The following is a 17,411-nucleotide window of genomic DNA, read 5'->3' as shown; positions in this document are numbered from 1 at the left end:
GCGACCGCAAATACGGCCTTCTTATTGAACTATCGTTTGAAATCAATCAACAATTCACAAGTCAGATTTTCAAACGATAGTTGCAGGATTTTGCTATATTTCCTTAAAAATCAACGAACTGCGTTTAGCTGGGCGTTGGGCTTAATTAAAACAAAAAAAGCATGATCAAATTTTTTAGACGTATTCGGCAGCAATTACTCTCTGAAAATAATTTCAAAAAATATCTTCTGTATGCCATCGGAGAAATAGTACTTGTAGTGATTGGAATTCTATTGGCCCTACAGATCAACAATTGGAACGAAGCCCGAAAACGAAGTATTGAAGAAGAAAAGTTGCTTACCGCACTCATCGAAGATTTTAATGAAAATAAAATCAGACTGGAAGAAGCTATTAACAAGGAAATGGATATGGTAAGAATGAGCAAGTCTCTGATCAAAGCCATGCAATCCAACCAAAAAGCAATACCTGCGGACTCTATTCGATTTTGGGTTACCTCAGGAGCCAAATCCTGGTGGAAAACCGAATTTGTAACCGGTACGTACGATGCCATGGTAAGTTCCGGTAGTATCAATATTCTGGAAAACGATAATCTAAAAAGGGTTCTTTCCCAATTTTCAGCTGATATTGATTCCGGATTTGAAGATCATTATGAATCAATGCATTATCTGATCGAAATGAATAAAATATCGGCAGAAATGGCACCTGCATTAATTCATGGTATCCAGCGGGAAGAGCTTGGGGTAATGATGGGCAGCAAAGACATAGACCTATATGTTAAGCAGCTTTTGAACAATGAGGCCTATCTTGGGTTATTGATCTCAAAAACGTGGCTGGAAACACTCAGAATCCTTTATCAGCAGAAGCTGCAAGGTTATATTGATGAAATACTTTCGATCTGTAAATCGGAACTTACTGAATGAGGAAAGCACAACAATTATACGCATAATTTAAGAGGACGGCTATATGAGACCACCATATGCGGTAAGGAAAGAATTTCGCAGTGGGATTGCTAAATCTTCTGCAACCACTCCCTCATATCCACTTCTTGGGCTATAATTGATTTTACCTCGGCCAATTTAATACGTTGCTGTTCCATAGTATCACGATGACGTAGGGTCACCGTGTCATCTTCCAAGGTTTGGTGGTCCACGGTAATACAGAATGGGGTTCCGGCGGCATCCTGTCTTCGATATCTGCGTCCTACGGCATCCTTTTCGTCATAGGCCACATTGAAATCCCATTTTAAATCTGCAATGATCTTGCGGGCAATTTCCGGTAGCCCATCTTTTTTAACCAATGGGAGTACCGCAGCCTTGGTGGGGGCCAGTACCGCCGGAAGTCTTAATACCGTTCGGGTGGTACCATTCTCCAGTTCCTCCTCTTGCAAAGAATTACTAAACACGGATAGGAACATACGGTCCAAGCCTATGGAGGTTTCTATCACATAGGGAACATAGCTCTCTCGGGTATCGTTATCGAAATATTGTAATTTTTTATTTGAATATTTCTCATGACTGCTCAAATCAAAATCCGTTCGGGAATGGATACCTTCCAATTCCTTGAATCCGAAAGGAAAACGAAACTCAATATCTGCAGCGGCATCCGCGTAATGGGCCAATTTTTCATGGTTATGAAAGCGATAGTTCTCCTCTCCCATTCCCAGGGACAAATGCCATTTTAAGCGATTTTCCTTCCACTTTTCATACCATTCCTTTTGGGTGCCCGGTTTAATGAAAAACTGCATTTCCATTTGTTCAAATTCACGCATACGGAAAATGAACTGCCGCGCCACGATCTCATTACGAAAGGCCTTTCCGGTTTGTGCGATTCCAAACGGGATTTTCATACGCCCTGTCTTCTGTACGTTCAAAAAGTTGACAAAGATACCTTGGGCGGTTTCCGGTCGAAGATACAAATCGGTAGCCGTATCCGCGGAAGCACCCAACTTGGTTCCGAACATAAGATTGAACTGTTTTACATCCGTCCAATTTCTTGAGCCGGACATCGGGCAGGCAATTTCCAATTCTTCAATGAGCTTTTTTACATCTGCCAGATCTTCCTTCTCCAAAGATTTCCCCAAACGTTTTAATATGGTCGTAGCCTGCTCCTGATAATCCACCACACGTTGGTTGGTGGCCAAAAATTGTTCCTTATCAAATTTATCTCCAAAACGTTTGGCAGCCTTGGCGACCTCCTTTTCAATTTTGGTCTCAATTTTGGCTACATATTCCTCTACCAAAACATCGGCGCGATACCTTTTTTTTGAATCCTTGTTGTCTATTAAGGGGTCATTAAAAGCATCTACGTGACCAGAAGCCTTCCAAGTGGTAGGGTGCATAAAAATGGCGGCATCCAGACCGACGATGTTTTCATTGAGCTGCACCATGGCCTTCCACCAATACTCCCGTATATTCTTTTTGAGTTCCACGCCATTCTGGGCGTAGTCATAAACCGCGCTTAGGCCATCATATATTTCGCTGGACTGAAATACATAGCCGTATTCCTTAGCATGGGAGATTACCCTTCTTAAATCGTCATCTTGTTTTGCCATTCGGCAAAAATAGAATATTACCCTAAAAAAGTGCTAATTATTTCAATTGAAATTCGGAAGATGCTAGAAGACGCTCATCTTCGAAGACATTTAAGGTATATGTGCCTCCTTCCAAGGATCCTTGAGGCAGCGTTATAAAGTCGCAGATATTTTTCTGTTCCCCTGTAAAAACAACTTCTACACGCTTGCTATAAATATTCCCGTTTACGGAAATGGTATTGGCATTATCCTCAATGACGCCCATGTTGGGACCTAAAAACTGGAAGTAGATTACCTTTTCGGTATTTATAATATTGGGATCTGCCATAATGGTAACACAACCCCGGAGTTTTTCTATAGTAGAAGCCTTATTTGTACGTATGGGCTTCCCGCTCCTTAATCGAAAACCAATTCCCTCTGAACCTCTTAATGTTAAATACCTTTTGCTCTTGAGCTCCTTATTCAATTCTTGGATCTTCCTTCGCTGTAAGGCTTCCGCTTCCGCCAAAGAATTGCTTTTAGTCCTTAATTCCTCTATTTGTTTTCGTGTTTCCTCGTACTTGTCGGATAGCAACATATTGTTGTATCTCAGGAAGTTGTTCTTAAGCTTTAGGCTATCGTTCTTGGCCTCCAATCTGCGAAGTTCCGTCTTGTATTCCCTTAATTTATCAACGGTGAAATTCAACCTCCCCACCGAGTCCAATAATTGTTGTACGCGATATCTGGAATCCTGTAATTCAATTTCATTGACTTCATTGAGCGCGGAAAGTCTATCCACATCCGCCTTCATTAGGGTAAGGTCCTTTACCAAAAGTTCCTTTTCTTGCTCCAAAAAGTCAATTTGGCTTTGGGATTGGGCATAGCTATAATAAAAGGCAATAAGGATGCCTATAATTACCGCCGCAAGTGCAGTAAGGATTATTTTATAGTTGAATTTATTATCTTGACCATCCATCAGAGCAAGTAAGCTTTAGTAGGTTAAAGTAATTAAGATTTGTTACGCGCCAAGCTATCAAATATAATAAATGATATAAACACCCTCCTATTGCCCAAGGTCTGTTTTGGATGTAATGCACATTTATCAGGCGGAGAACAACATCTGTGTACAGTTTGTCGAAACCAAATACCACTCACCGAATACACCTTTAACGCCGAAAATGCCGTTGACCGTATCTTTTATGGCAGAATTAACATAAAAAAGGCCAGTTCTTTTTTGTTTTTTTCGGAAACGGGGATCGTAAAAAATCTGATTCACTATCTGAAATATCGCAACCAGGAACAAATAGGGGATTTCCTGGGCGACTGGTATGGCCAAGCCTTAAAGGAAGACCTACTTAATAAGACCATCCATGCCGTTGTCCCGGTTCCGCTTCATAAAAATAAACTACGCCAACGTGGGTACAACCAGGTGGCCGTTTTCGCAAGAAAAATTGCCCATCACCTCAATGCGGAATACATAGATCATGTGCTCGTTAAAACATCCAATACCAAGACTCAGACCCAAAAAGGAAGAATAGCAAGATGGCAGGCAAACAAAGCACTTTATACCGTTACCCATACTTCCGAACTCGAAAATAAAAATGTGCTTTTGGTGGATGACGTTATTACCACTGGGGCTACAATGGAACTCTGTGCCAAGGCCCTTAAGGAGGCTAAAGGTATTAACATATATCTAACCAGTATCGCCGTTGTACCCTAATGAAATAAATTGTTTCTTTGTTGCGCTATATTATCCCCAATGTTACGACGCATATTGGCTTGTGTTTTTTTGTTCTTTGGCATTGCCGCTTTATGGCAGTGCGCAAGAAGGGGCAATCCCACTGGAGGCCCTAAGGATGAAGACCCTCCCGTATTGTTACGGGCCGAGCCCGAGAATATGACCATCAACTTCGATGCACAGGAAATACGGCTTTATTTTGATGAATATGTGAAGTTGGAGGATGTTCAAGAACAACTCATTGTTTCCCCTCCCCTAAAGTATCTTCCGGAAATATCCCCGCAGGGCGGGGCGGACAGGGTGGTGGAAATAAAATTCAAGGATACCCTAAAGGAAAACACGACCTACACCCTAAATTTTGGGCAAAGTATTACGGATAACAACGAAGGAAATCCGAACAGTTTTCTGACCTATGTATTCTCTACGGGCGATTATATTGATTCTTTGACGGTATTAGGTGTTGTAAAGGACGCTTTTAATAGAAAAGCGGATGAATTCATAAGTGTAATGCTCTACGAATTGGACACCGCCTATACTGATTCAACGGTATATCAAAAACCTCCGAATTATATCACCAATACGTTGGATAGTGCTGTAATCTTTACTTTAAAAAATTTAAAGGAGGGCAAATATGCCTTGTTCGGCCTAAAGGATGAGGGGAAAAACAATCTTTTTGATCAAAACGTGGATAAAATCGCTTTTATCCAGGATACCGTTACCCTACCTACGGATTCTACATACTTGCTTAATATGTTCAAGGAAATACCAAATTATAGCAGTTCCGTACCAAGCTACGCAGCACAGAATAAAATACTTTTTGGATATTATGGTGATGGGAAGGATGTTCATATTGACCTACTAAGCGACCTGCCGGATACCGTTAGAACCAAGATTTTAAAGGATGGGGACAAAGACACCCTCAATTTTTGGTTTACACCGTTTGAAATGGATTCCCTTATCTTCACCGTAACCAACGAAACCCTAAAGGTTGTTGATACGTTCACCGTGAAAAGCCGAAAGGTAGGGATTGATTCCCTGACCCTAAATCCCAATCAAAGGGGATCTCTAGGATTCAATGAGCCTTTTTACATAGATGCCAATACACCGCTTGTAGCCATCGATACTGTACAAATGAGTATGATGAAAAAGGATTCAACCGCGTTATTGTTTACCGCCAAATTGGATAGCGTTGAAAATAAGGTTGATTTTGATTTTGAGGTGGAACCCAATGAAAGTTATGCTTTGACGATGTTACCAGGGGCAATCACCGATTTCTTTGGGCAAGCGAACGATACCTTAAGCTATAACCTTTCTACCAAAAGTTTGGCCGATTATGGAAACCTTAGGTTTACGATTACCGCAGATAGCTTGGCATACCCCTTAATTGTAGAACTAACAGACGAAAAGGGCAAGGCAAAACGTGAGATCTATGCGCCGAAACCGCAGATTTTCGAATTTAATGCCCTGGAACCATCCAAATACCTTGTCCGTATCATTTTTGACGCAAATGGTAACCAAAAATGGGATACAGGAAATTATCTTCAAAGAATACAACCGGAAAAAGTAACCTACTACCCGGATGTAATTGAAGTCAGGGCCAATTGGGAATTGGAGCAGACTTTTATCATTCCAGAATGAAATGATCCCTATCGTCCAAAAATTTTAGCTTGTCCCTTGTAGATTTAATATGTTCCTTGCTTAAAGTAACTTGAAGTACCGCTTCCTTTTCTGAAAACACCAATTGTTCCCCTAAACAATCGTACACGGCGGAATGGCCTATATATTCATGGCCGGTTTTATCTTGCCCAATCCTGTTCACCCCAATACAATAAGCCATATTTTCTATGGCACGTGCCTTTAACAGGGTATCCCAAGCCGTACTTCGAGGTTTGGGCCAATTGGCAACATAGAGAAGTGCATCATAATTTTCTGTATTCCGGCTCCACACCGGGAACCGAAGGTCATAACAGATCAAAGGATACAAGCGGAATCCCTTGTACTCCACCAGAACTTTCTTTTCTCCGGCATTATATACCATATCTTCACCAGCAAGGGTAAAGGTGTGCCTTTTATTATAAATATTGAATCCACTATCGGGTTCCACAAAATGCAAGCGATTATAATACCTCCCATTCTCTTGGAACACCATACTCCCCACTATGGCCGCGTTTTTCTTGGCGGCTTGCCGTTGCATCCATTTCACCGTTTGTATTCCTTCTTTAGCATCAATGTTTTCAGGATGCATGGTAAATCCTGTAGTGAACATTTCGGGGAGAATAATGAGATCCACCTGGTCCGAAATAGTTTCGATTTTTTTCGAGAACATTTTTCTGTTTCGTTCGGGATCTTCCCAAAACAAAGGGGATTGCACTAAGGCGATTATCAGTTCTTTTGCCATTTTATTCAGTCAAAATATACTACATGATCATCATCCATAACCATCTTGTGCAGCTGTTCCAATTGACTTTCGAGAATCCTATCTTCTGATAATTCTGGAAGCTTATCCATAGGAAAGAATCCGACGTCCTTAATATCGAAACTAGGTTTTAACGCTCCACCACAAATGGTACAAAGAAAATTCAACTTATAAATATAAAAGGGCTGAGGAGGATGTGGATGGCATTTTTTATCATAAATCGCCAACAACCGGACTACATTGGTCTTATACCCTGTCTCTTCCTCGATTTCTTTTACCACAACTTCTGAAGGTGAATAGCCCACATCTGCCCACCCCCCGGGAATGGTCCATTTATCATCCTCACTTTCTTTGACCATAAGAATTTCCTTTGCATCATTTAATACAAAACCCCGCACATCCACTTTTGGTGTCGGATAGTCCTTTACGGGCATATAGAAGTTTTGTAATACGGGAAGCGGACAATCGGCCATAGTCGCCAACAGTTTTAGACTTATCTCCTTTAGTTCCTCGTATCTTTCCCTGTCGTACTCGTTTTCCGCATAGACCAGACCAGTATCGGACAATGCCTGTATGCGTTTTACAAGGTTAAGCTGATCGGAACGTTTCATTGCGGTGTATTTTCCAACAAATCTACCAATTCGTTCATTCCCTGCATCTTGGCATGATCCAAAGCTGTATGGCCCCTGTTGTCCTTCACGGAGGGGTCCGCCCCTTGGGCCAACAGCATCTTGGCAATCTCCTTTCGATCAAAGGTGGCGGCATAAATAAGACAAGTGCCCCCCATGGCATTTTGTCGATTTATATCCGCACCTCTTTCTATCAATTTTTTGGCCACAGCTGTAAATCCTTTGAAACACACCCCCATTAAGGCAGTATTTCCCGAGGCATCCTCCGAGTTAATCTTTGCGCCTTGATCCAATAACAAATCAATAATCTCATTTTGATCATAGTAGGTGGCCAAAATCAAAGGAGTGGAACCCCTTTGATCTTTACTATTGACCAAGTCCGGATGTGAAGCTATCATTTTGGTAACTACATCCAGATTACCATTTCGTATTTGGTTAAAAAAAATATCCGTGTTTTCCATGGGTATTAAATGTATAAAAAACTATAAGATCTATGAAAAGATCTGAAGCCGGAAATTAAGCAAAATCATATTCTAATTTATACACCAGCGTAAAATTTAAGCCTTTATTCCGGTGCTTTCCTTCTCATAAAATAACTATTAATAATTCTGACAATTTTTATGTAATTTCTTACGTTATTGAAATAAATTGTATTTTTAACCAACTAAACATCGTTAATTTGGAAACATTACCCTTAAACTTCCTTATTAAAGATTCCCCTGCCTCCATAGCCATAGTAGACCCCAATATGCACTTCATAAGCCATTCCAAAACATGGTTGAATGAATTCGCCAATGGCCACTCCTCTATTATTGGCCAGTCCTATTATGATGTAATTCCCGATACTCCGAAAGAACTAAAAAGAATACACAAAGAGTGCCTTGAAGGAAAGCCAAACGTGAATACGGGCTATAAATTAATACATTCCAATGGGGCCGTACAATGGCTCAAATGGAAAATAAACGCCTGGAGGGAAGAAGATGAAACAGTCGGTGGACTGATTATAGTTCAGGAGGATATCACCGAAGAAAAAAGAAGCCAAGAGTTATTGATGAAGGCCAAGAGTGTGGCACGCATTGGAGGCTGGGAGATGGATATGGTTGCGAATAAGCTTTACTGGACCCAAGTCACTCGGGAAATCCATGAAGTACCTACAGATTATGTTCCAAATCTGGAGGAGGGCATCAATTTTTACAAGCAAGGAAAATCCCGCGATACGATAACCCTTCTGGTCAGTAGGGCTATGAAGGATGGTACACCATGGGATACCGAACTTCAAATTGTCACAGCAAAAGGTAGGGAGCTTTGGGTAAGGGCCAAAGGGGAGGCAGAAGTCATTAATGGTAAATGTATCCGCATTTATGGAACATTCCAGGATATTGACGAAAGTAAACGAACAGCATTGGAATACCAAAAAGTATCTGATAGATTGGCCATTGCCACCAGTGCTGCCAAAATAGGTATTTGGGACTATAATGTTGTAGACAACATACTGGTTTGGGACGACAATATGTATGACTTGTATGGCGTAGCCCAAAAGGATTTTATCGGTGCCTTTGAAGCCTGGGAAGCTTGTGTACATCCTGATGATAAGGAAAAAAGTCTAAAGGAATTGGACATGGCCCTAGCGGGAACAAAGGAATTCAATACTGAATTTCGTGTTGTCCTATCGGATGGGGAGATTAAGCATATCAAGGCGAAATCTACAGTAAAAAGGGATGAAGAAGGCAATCCGTTGCGAATGATAGGTGCCAATTGGGATATTACCAAATTAAAGAACACCCAGTTGGAACTACTTCGTAGCCAAGAGTCTTTTGAAGGTGCTTTTGAAAATTCTGCGGTAGGTATGGCCATTGTGGGACTAGACGGAAAATGGATACAGGTAAACAAAAGCCTGTGCAAAAGCCTAGGGTATCGCAAATCTGAACTTTTGAAACTTACTTTTCAGGATATCACCCACCCAGATGACTTGGACATCGATTTAAAACTGCTACGCAAACTTATTGATGGCAAACGAAAAAGCTATCAAATTGAAAAACGTTATTTTCATAAGAATGGTAGCATCGTTTCCGCAGTGCTTACCGTAACTGCCGTAAAAAACATTAAAGGCGCGTTGTCCCATTTTATTTCCCAGGTTGTGGATATTTCTTCACGGATAGAAGTTCAGGACAAATTGACAAAATTGTTGGACATAACCAGTGAACAGAATGATAGCCTACTGAATTTTGCCCATATCGTATCCCATAACCTTAGGTCACATTCCAGTAATCTTTCCATGTTGGCCGGTTTCTTGAATAAAGAAGAAAACGAGGAGGAGCAAAGAAATCTGATAGGCATGTTATTAGATGCCTCCGAAAGTCTCAATGAAACAGTCCTTCATTTAAATGATGTGGTTCAGGTAAAGGCAGGAACATTGGAAGAAATGATTCCGGTAAATCTTTTCAAGACCATAAAGGACGTAAAGAAGAACTTGGGCGTGTTGCTTCGGGAAAAAAAAGCACGTTGTTCCATTGACGTACCGACCACTCTGGACATTATAGGGATACCGGCCTATTTGGATAGTATTTTTCTCAACTTGTTTACAAATAGTATTAAATACAGTTCCCCCGAAAGGACCCTCATCCTTAAAATTTCGGCATCGAAAATAGATGATACCATACAGGTTTCCTTTTCGGACAACGGTCTGGGTATAGATTTGGATAAACATGGAGACAAGCTTTTTGGCATGTACAAAACTTTTCACAAGCATAAGGATGCCAAAGGGATAGGACTATTTATCACCAAGAACCAAATAGAGGCCATGAACGGGAGAATAGAGGTTGAAAGTAAGGTTGGCATTGGGACAACTTTCAAAATATTTTTTCAAATAAACTAAAAAAGAACGCTATGATGGAGTTAAAAAAAATTCAAAGTACCTGTATTATCGATGATGACCCGATTTTTATTTATGGAACTAGAAGAATTATGAAAGAGGTCGATTTTTGTGATAACATTTTGGTGTTTAATAACGGCCAGGATGCCATAGAAGGCCTAAAGGAACTGATTGACAAAGGAGAAGACCTTCCTGAAGTACTATTTTTGGATTTGAACATGCCCATCATGAACGGTTGGGAGTTTTTGGAGGATTTCGTAAAAATCCCGAACCCCGATGGCAAAAAGGTTATCATTTACATTATTAGCTCGTCCGTTGATCCCAGGGACCTGGAGCGGATACGCAATTACAAGATGGTAAACAATTACATTCTTAAACCGCTATCGCCACAGGATTTGGAAAATGTGCTACAAGATGTAGCCTAATCCCTTTCGAAGCAAAACCGATACTTTTCAATCATTTTATCCGTTATGTCCTCCATTTTTTAGTTAATGGAAGGACTTCTTGTCTTTATTTTATCAAAATTGTCCAAAAAAGACCCCCCTCATTCGTCCTTTGGGCAATAAGTAAGATAATAACAATCTAAAAAGACGTGTAAAATGAAAAAAGTAATCTTATCCATAGTGGTATTGGTTTTGATGGGTTTTGGTCTAACATCCCCAGGACTTACGGATACCGATCAGGAAATGGCAATCAAGGAACTGACCAAGACCCAAAAGCATTTGAAACATGCGATCAAAGGGCTGAGCAATCAACAAATGAATTTTAAACCCTCTTCGGAATCATGGTCCATTGCTGAATGCGTAGAACATTTGGCCATTTCAGAAAACGCTTTCAACGGGATGCTGCAGGGCGCCTTGAAAGCCCCTGCGGACCCTTCCAAACGTGATTCGGTGAAATTGACAGATCAACAATTGTTGGGCATTATTACCGATAGAAGCAAAAAAGTGAAAACCCGGGAGGAATTTGAGCCCAAAGGAAAAATCGGTTCACTTCAGGAAGCTTTGAAGGCCTTTAACACCAAGCGAAAAGAGCATATTACGTATGTTAAGAATACCGAAGATGATCTACGCAATCATTACGGGCAATTGCCTTTTGGCACCATAGATGGCTTACAGATCATCATTTTTATGAGTGGCCATACCGAGCGACATGTTAAACAAATGGAAGAGGTGATGGCCCATACGGATTTTCCAAAAGAATGATTAGGGCCAAATGGCTCTTGCCAATATGAAGTGAAGCAATCCATTTATTCTAAATTGTCATGACTGCAACCCGGATTGCTTCACTTTACCCAAAATGGAACTATCAATCCCGTATCCCAGGACTAAAATCTTCGGGAGCATTTTGAGGTTGGTCAATGGTTCCCGCCTCGCCAGAATCATTGTAAATCGTCCATTCGCCGAAGGTAAACATAGGGTTTCCTTCTGTAACACTTAAGTTACGGACTCCACGTCCGTCCTCAAATTCATGATTGGTCCCGGTACCATCTTCACCTACCTTCCCAAAAATATCTATAATGGTTCCAAAAGGGTCTACCAATTCCAAATTATCATCTCCATTGGAATCGGCAGGACTGTTCGTCCTTACTCCCAAATCGGGCATAAAGCCATATACCCTTTCAAATTCCTCCGCATTTGGGGAAATTACCGAGGTGCTCAACGCTTCAATGGCAAGTTCGGATAAATCCAAGGATGAGCTAACCTCTGTATTGGCATTGGTATAGCGGCGTAATGTCCACCCTTTTAAACTTAAAGCTTCAGTGTCGGAATTGTACAATTCCACAAAACGTGCCCCTATGTTATTATCAGGATCCGCCAGTTCTGAAATAAAAATTTGGGTGGATGTAAACTCATCTATCAAATCTTCACAGCGTTGCTGATTAAAATCAATATCGTTCAAATCACGGATAATCAATTTGAACCCATCCTTATCCTGGACCAGAACTCCTGTAATCCTTCCGTTCCCTTCGGGAAGTATTTCGGACTGAAAATCGGAAAAACCGCTATTCAATACCACAAGTTCTTGATTACTGCAAGTAATTAAGGTGCGTTCGGTTTCCTCTCGTTCAATGGCAAAGGGTTGACCAAGTTCTTCTTCCAAAAATCCTACATCTTCAATAGTAACCAATGTGTTTGCCAGGGCATTATCCAAAGCATCCACAGTGCCTAAAGTAGGCAGTAGTTCAATAATTTCATCACAGGAAACAAAAACGTGGTTTCCTATAGCCGTAGCTGGCAATCGACCAACGGATATATTTCCAAAAGCGATAAAGGTTCCACCCAATTTGAATACTTCCTTACTCTTTCCCAGATAAAGTCCTTTGAGTTTGATAAAGATTTTACTGCCAACCGGATAGAATACATGTGAGTCCCTGAGGTCAATCTCTATCTGCAGTCCTTCGGTAGGATTTGCTGGATTATCCTGAAAATGAAGTACGTTAAAGAAATTACCCGCTTTATCCGATGATATGACATAGCCCTCAATGATCCAATCTTCCAAAATCTGAATGGTCTTATCTACATATAAACTCTTTACTTGGGCATAGGTTACGTTGGCCGTTAAATCCGAGGAGCATATACTTTTTGGTGTATCAAAGTTTTGATCTTTTACACATGAGAACACCAAAATCAAGATCATTGACAGTATATTTTTTTTCATATCTTTTGGGTCCCTTCCTATCCAGGAGAAGGTTTTTTTGAATTCTTAAAAGCTAAAGGCCAGGTTTAAAAAATAGGTGCGTCCATAGCCATACCAATATTTTGGGGCAAACGAGGGCGTACCACTTAGATTATCCTGTTGCAATTGTCCGAAATTACCGTTCCTACTCTGTTCATATCCCCCAGTCCTAAAAACAGTATCGAATAGATTGTTTATGCTCAGAAAAACACTGATATATTTTCCTTTTTTCAGCCAGGATTTTCCTCCCACCATATTCAATAGGTAAAAACTATCCAAAGGGCTTTGTGCCAATAGTTTGTTCACATTCTCTTCCGTTGCTTCCGGAAAGGGTTGCCCAGTTTCAGGGTCAAAGAAGAAGCTTTGTGTTCGGGTTATCTTTGAAATATTTGCGTAATTATTGGTAAGATAATTGGTGGTCGCGGCAATCCACCAATATTTTGGGGCCCTGTATTCTATGCCAAGAGCATAGGCCTGTTGCGGCCCTTGGGCCAATTTATGATCCTTGATATCCGCCGGGCCAAGGTTTACACTTCCTTCAGGATTTATCAAATCTTCCTCGGCACCGGCAGTATCGAAATTAATGGATACTAATGGATTGTTGGCATATAGGTGTTTTCCTATGGAGGCTACTGCCGTAAGTTTTACATCAGAAGATATTTGGTATTCCAGACCCAATTCGACCCCCATATGCAATTGATCTAATTCCGTTGTAACTTCCTGTACAAAATCCGAACCCACTCCTGCATCTACAAAAAAGAAATTAATATCCGTTATATTCTGGAATCGGGTGTAAAACCCGGTAAGCCTTCCAGTTAGTTTCGGGAGTCTTAAAAAGTAATTCAAATCAATTGTAGATATCGTCTCGTTTAAAATATCCGGCACCGTTTCATTGTTTTCCCTTGGATTGATGAACACATTCTGCAAAACTGGTGGACGTGTCAAATATCCGCTATGTACGGTTACCCAATGCCTTCCGGTAATTTTATAATCAAATCCCCCCTTGATGCCGTAATTTGCAAACTTAACTTCATCGCTTTTGCCCAATGAGTTTTCTGGGAAACGTTCATTTAGAAACAAACCCTCTCGTTGGTAACCTATACTGTTGTAGCTTCCTGCCAAAAAAGCATTCCATTTTTTGTGATTGAATTTGAATTGTGCAAACGCCTCGAATAGATTCGCATCCATTCGATAGTGATAATTGAACACATCCCCTTCTCCTTTGTTCAAAGTGCCATTTACGTCATTTTCGGTATCTGAAAAAGGGTCGATATCCGTATGGAAATCAGCGCTCAGGAGATCTTGGATTTGAGCATAGTTATCTGAGGTTAGAATTCTGTATGTGGCCCCAAAATCCATCTTAAACTTATCGTTGATTTTTAAATTCCCAATGGAATTGAAGACGAGTTGCTTGTCGTCCGTGGTATCATTGTAGAGGACATAAGTTGCCATTTCGGTAGTGTTTCCCGTATAAAGTTTAGGCCAATTGATTTGAGGGTTTTCCAAAAATCCTTCCTTGGCGAGATTGGCACTTATAAAATTGGCCCCTATAGGACTGTTCACATAAAAACTGGGTAAATAACGATAATAGGTCGGATCTGGATTAGGGCCATTGTAGTATCCCAATCTTCCTCTGGCATTGGTCCCGAATTGATAAGAAATTCCAGTATTTAACCGAAATTTGTTGGACTCATAATAGTGGTTCAATAGTACGAAAGGTTCTGCGATTTTCCGTTCCCGAGAGTTTCTGATTTCTCCATTTTGATTTCCCCAATACGGATTGTATCGCTTCCCCGCCAATTCAAAAATCTCCTCTGTTATGGCAGAGGATCGCCCTCGACGATTGGAAGCCAAAATCCCGGTTAGACTAATAGCGTTCCTTGTGTCCAAATGATATTCCAAAGCCCCGAAAAGAGAATAGGCATCGTACGATGTACCTTTAATATATCCCTCTGTGGCCCATCTTCTGGAGGACGAAATTGTATAGGCCAGTCCATTTTCTTTTAGACCGGAATTGTAGGTCGCCATTAACCTACCCGCATAGGTCCTATTAGAGAATGAGGAAGACAATCGTGTTCCGGCTCGCAATCCGGAGGGCCTGGTGTCAATATTGGTGTTTCCTAGAATACCTCCAAAAGTATACTCGGAAGCTGACAAACCATTGGTGAATTCCTGATTTCTGGTTACATCGTTTAAGCCGCCCCAATTATTCCACTGAGGACGGCCGTCAAAAAATTTATTCATGGGAATTCCGTTGATGAGTACTTGGCCATTCTGTGAATCGTAACCACGTACGCGAAAGAATGCCTGGCCAAAATCGAAGGCGGCCCGGTTAAGAAATACATCTCGAGTAGCCTGTAAAAATCCAATAGAAACTGCACTTATCCCATCATCCACCAATTCAGAATCGGTTAGGGTAATCAAGTTGTCCGTTTGTTCTAAAGTGATATCACTTTCCAGATATATAATACCCAAATCCAATTGGTCATCAGCAGGGGTGATGGGGATTCTTTGAGTTATAAAATCCACTGCGGAAATATTTAGGATTGCATCGCTCTTTAAAGGGATTTCCAACTGGAACCTTCCCAGTTCATCTGTTTTAGACTTAAAGGCCGTTCCTTCTATGTGTACTATAGCGTCAATTATAGGGGTTTTAATACGTTCATTGAGTACACTTCCACTTATACTATTGGTTTCTTGTCCCAAAAGGGTAGTCATAAATAGAAGCATATAGAGAAACAAGACGCACCGGAACATTTTACTGATTATTTACTATGTTCAATTATAAGTTGATTTTATTTTTTATAAATTGAGTGAATTTTCTTATAAATATAGTATATTTTCTACTTATAAAATCTACTTATGAAGTTTTCAGTCTTGTTTCCATGTTTGATCATAGCCATTTTTGGGTTTTCCCAGCAGTCAAAGAAGTATATGGTAAGAACCATTGCTTTTTACAATGTGGAAAATCTGTTCGATACTAAAAACGATTCCTTAATTTTTGATGATGACCGTACACCGAACGGAAAAGATCGTTGGACAACGGAACGCTATCGTAAAAAATTAAGGAATATCTCTAAAGTGATGGCTAAAATAGGAGCTGATGTCACTAAAACATCTCCCGATCTTATTGGCCTCTGCGAGGTGGAGAACAAACAGGTATTACAAGATTTAATCCATCAACCTGCCCTTTTGGAAAAGGGTTATGGTATCGTTCATTTTGATTCCCCAGATGAGCGCGGTATTGATGTGGCCCTACTTTACAAGAAATCCGTATTTATCCCAAGTTCTTTTGAAAGTCATCGTTTATTACTGTTTAATACTGACGACGAAAGAAATTACACCCGGGACCAATTGGTGGTAGGCGGCCTTCTGGACAATGAAAAAATTCATTTTATCATAAATCACTGGCCATCTAGAAGTGGAGGCGAAAGCCGCAGTAAACCCAATCGTATTGCGGCGGCCCAACTGAATAAGCATATTATGGATTCCCTTATCCGCCTGGATGCCAATTCTAAGATTATCAGTATGGGAGACCTTAACGACGACCCCATAGACGAAAGCCTTAAGAAAATTTTAAAAACCAAGGGAGTCCTAAAAAAGTTGGAAACCGGGGAGCTTTTTAATCCCATGGAAAAAATGTATAAGAAGGGAATAGGCTCTTTGGCCTATAGGGATAAATGGAACTTGTTCGATCAGATTTTTTTTACCTCAAACTTGGTAAATTCCAATGAGGCCACCTATCAGTTTTGGAGGGCAGGGGTTTTTAGCCCTTCTTATCTAATTACACAAAAAGGGCCTTATAAAGGCTATCCCTTCCGAACCTATGCTGGTGGTAATTATACTGGAGGGTATAGTGACCACTTTCCAGTGTATTTGTATTTGATAAAGGCCACTTCCGATACTTTCAATGGGGAAGAGCCATAGTACTAACTAAGGGGCTTTGGGTTAATCCAATTCTGTAATCTGGATGTTCCGCCAGTTTACTTTAATGCCGCCGCCATCATGAATCTGTAGGGCAATGGATCCCTCTCCCTTTCCTATTTTTTCATCGGTAAAGCTTACCATTTCAGTACCATTAAGCCAAGATGTAAGTTTATCCCCTTCCAATCGTATTTTCATCGTGTTCCATTCTCCCATTTTAAGGGCTTTATCCTTCTCCGGATCGGGCTTAACCAACCATCCACGACCATAGGATTCATAAACACCACCTGTATCATGGCCAGGAGGGGCCACTTCTACTTGCCAACCACTGATTTTAGTCCCATCAATAGTTGAACGGATAAAAACACCACTATTACCGTTGGCCTCCTGCTTAAACTCCAGGGTCAATTCAAAATCCTTATAATGCTCATCAGTGGCCAAATATCCATATCCTTTATCAGGACCACTTTCACAAATTAAAAGGCCGTCCGCCACATACCATTTTTCAGTGCCATAAATGGTCCAGCCATCCAGATTTTCTCCATTGAAAAGCGATTTTTGTTGGGCAAGACCAAAGGTGGATACCAGAATTACTAATAGAAATGCTACTCTTGTCATTGTATGATTGTATTTCTTTATTAATT

General features: G+C 40.7%; 15 protein-coding genes. 7 read left to right on the top strand and 8 right to left on the bottom strand.

Features of this window, described 5'->3' with window-relative positions; all coding sequences use genetic code 11:
- The first annotated feature begins 161 nt into the window (after positions 1-161).
- Positions 162-920, top strand: a complete 759-nt coding sequence (locus tag D7Z94_RS04485; RefSeq protein WP_120710309.1) for a DUF6090 family protein — start codon at positions 162-164, stop codon at positions 918-920.
- A gap of 89 nt (positions 921-1,009) precedes the next feature.
- On the opposite strand, the gene D7Z94_RS04480 is transcribed toward D7Z94_RS04485, so the two are convergent.
- Positions 1,010-2,551 carry a glycine--tRNA ligase gene (locus D7Z94_RS04480; RefSeq protein ID WP_120710308.1) on the bottom strand — a complete coding sequence of 514 codons (1,542 nt, stop codon included), beginning with the start codon at positions 2,549-2,551 and terminating at the stop codon, positions 1,010-1,012.
- Positions 2,552-2,588: 37 nt separating this feature from the next.
- Positions 2,589-3,485 carry a hypothetical protein gene (locus D7Z94_RS04475; protein ID WP_120710307.1) on the bottom strand — a complete coding sequence of 299 codons (897 nt, stop codon included), beginning with the start codon at positions 3,483-3,485 and terminating at the stop codon, positions 2,589-2,591.
- 39 nt (positions 3,486-3,524) lie between these two features.
- Between D7Z94_RS04475 and D7Z94_RS04470 the strand changes: the two genes are divergently transcribed.
- Both D7Z94_RS04470 and D7Z94_RS04465 read left to right on the top strand, forming a co-directional pair.
- The gene (locus D7Z94_RS04470) at positions 3,525-4,229 is read left to right on the top strand and encodes a ComF family protein (RefSeq protein ID WP_245967134.1); all 705 of its coding nucleotides are present in this window, start codon (positions 3,525-3,527) and stop codon (positions 4,227-4,229) included.
- Between the two features lie 39 nt (positions 4,230-4,268).
- The gene (locus D7Z94_RS04465; RefSeq protein ID WP_120710306.1) at positions 4,269-5,885 is read left to right on the top strand and encodes an Ig-like domain-containing protein; all 1,617 of its coding nucleotides are present in this window, start codon (positions 4,269-4,271) and stop codon (positions 5,883-5,885) included.
- Here D7Z94_RS04465 and D7Z94_RS04460 read toward each other — a convergent pair.
- The 3 genes from D7Z94_RS04460 to D7Z94_RS04450 are packed head-to-tail and all read right to left on the bottom strand — an operon-like array spanning position 5,872 to position 7,753.
- On the bottom strand, positions 5,872-6,645 hold the full coding sequence (locus D7Z94_RS04460; protein WP_120710305.1) for an amidohydrolase: 774 nt from the start codon (positions 6,643-6,645) through the stop codon (positions 5,872-5,874). The two genes, D7Z94_RS04465 and D7Z94_RS04460, sit on opposite strands and share 14 nt — an antisense overlap.
- A gap of 5 nt (positions 6,646-6,650) precedes the next feature.
- The gene (locus tag D7Z94_RS04455) at positions 6,651-7,274 is read right to left on the bottom strand and encodes an NUDIX hydrolase (protein WP_120710304.1); all 624 of its coding nucleotides are present in this window, start codon (positions 7,272-7,274) and stop codon (positions 6,651-6,653) included.
- Positions 7,271-7,753 (bottom strand): ankyrin repeat domain-containing protein, encoded by a 483-nt coding sequence (locus D7Z94_RS04450; protein ID WP_120710303.1) that lies wholly within the window; start codon positions 7,751-7,753, stop codon positions 7,271-7,273. The genes D7Z94_RS04455 and D7Z94_RS04450 overlap by 4 nt, the downstream gene beginning before the upstream one ends.
- A gap of 218 nt (positions 7,754-7,971) precedes the next feature.
- Between D7Z94_RS04450 and D7Z94_RS04445 the strand changes: the two genes are divergently transcribed.
- From D7Z94_RS04445 to D7Z94_RS04435, 3 genes are all read left to right on the top strand, one after another.
- A complete protein-coding gene (locus D7Z94_RS04445) occupies positions 7,972-10,167 on the top strand; it encodes a PAS domain-containing sensor histidine kinase (protein WP_120710302.1) in 2,196 nt (731 codons plus the stop codon).
- Positions 10,168-10,178: 11 nt separating this feature from the next.
- On the top strand, positions 10,179-10,589 hold the full coding sequence (locus D7Z94_RS04440; protein WP_245967133.1) for a response regulator: 411 nt from the start codon (positions 10,179-10,181) through the stop codon (positions 10,587-10,589).
- Positions 10,590-10,763: 174 nt separating this feature from the next.
- Positions 10,764-11,369 (top strand): DinB family protein, encoded by a 606-nt coding sequence (locus D7Z94_RS04435; RefSeq protein ID WP_120710301.1) that lies wholly within the window; start codon positions 10,764-10,766, stop codon positions 11,367-11,369.
- Positions 11,370-11,472: 103 nt separating this feature from the next.
- On the opposite strand, the gene D7Z94_RS04430 is transcribed toward D7Z94_RS04435, so the two are convergent.
- Together D7Z94_RS04430 and D7Z94_RS04425 are read right to left on the bottom strand one after the other, a co-directional pair.
- Positions 11,473-12,825 (bottom strand): DUF5689 domain-containing protein, encoded by a 1,353-nt coding sequence (locus D7Z94_RS04430; RefSeq protein ID WP_120710300.1) that lies wholly within the window; start codon positions 12,823-12,825, stop codon positions 11,473-11,475.
- Positions 12,826-12,870: 45 nt separating this feature from the next.
- Positions 12,871-15,561, bottom strand: a complete 2,691-nt coding sequence (locus D7Z94_RS04425) for a carboxypeptidase-like regulatory domain-containing protein (protein WP_245967132.1) — start codon at positions 15,559-15,561, stop codon at positions 12,871-12,873.
- A 144-nt stretch (positions 15,562-15,705) separates the two neighbouring features.
- On the opposite strand from D7Z94_RS04425, the gene D7Z94_RS04420 reads away from it, so the two are divergent.
- A complete protein-coding gene (locus D7Z94_RS04420; RefSeq protein ID WP_120710298.1) occupies positions 15,706-16,770 on the top strand; it encodes an endonuclease/exonuclease/phosphatase family protein in 1,065 nt (354 codons plus the stop codon).
- 21 nt (positions 16,771-16,791) lie between these two features.
- On the opposite strand, the gene D7Z94_RS04415 is transcribed toward D7Z94_RS04420, so the two are convergent.
- A complete protein-coding gene (locus D7Z94_RS04415; RefSeq protein WP_120710297.1) occupies positions 16,792-17,385 on the bottom strand; it encodes a 3-keto-disaccharide hydrolase in 594 nt (197 codons plus the stop codon).
- Positions 17,386-17,411: the final 26 nt, after the last annotated feature.

Origin of the sequence: Ulvibacterium marinum (genome assembly GCF_003626755.1) — a bacterium.
Lineage (GTDB): Bacteria > Bacteroidota > Bacteroidia > Flavobacteriales > Flavobacteriaceae > Ulvibacterium > Ulvibacterium marinum.
The sequence above is the reverse complement of the archived record's forward strand: the minus strand, read 5'-3'. Positions and strand labels throughout refer to the sequence as shown.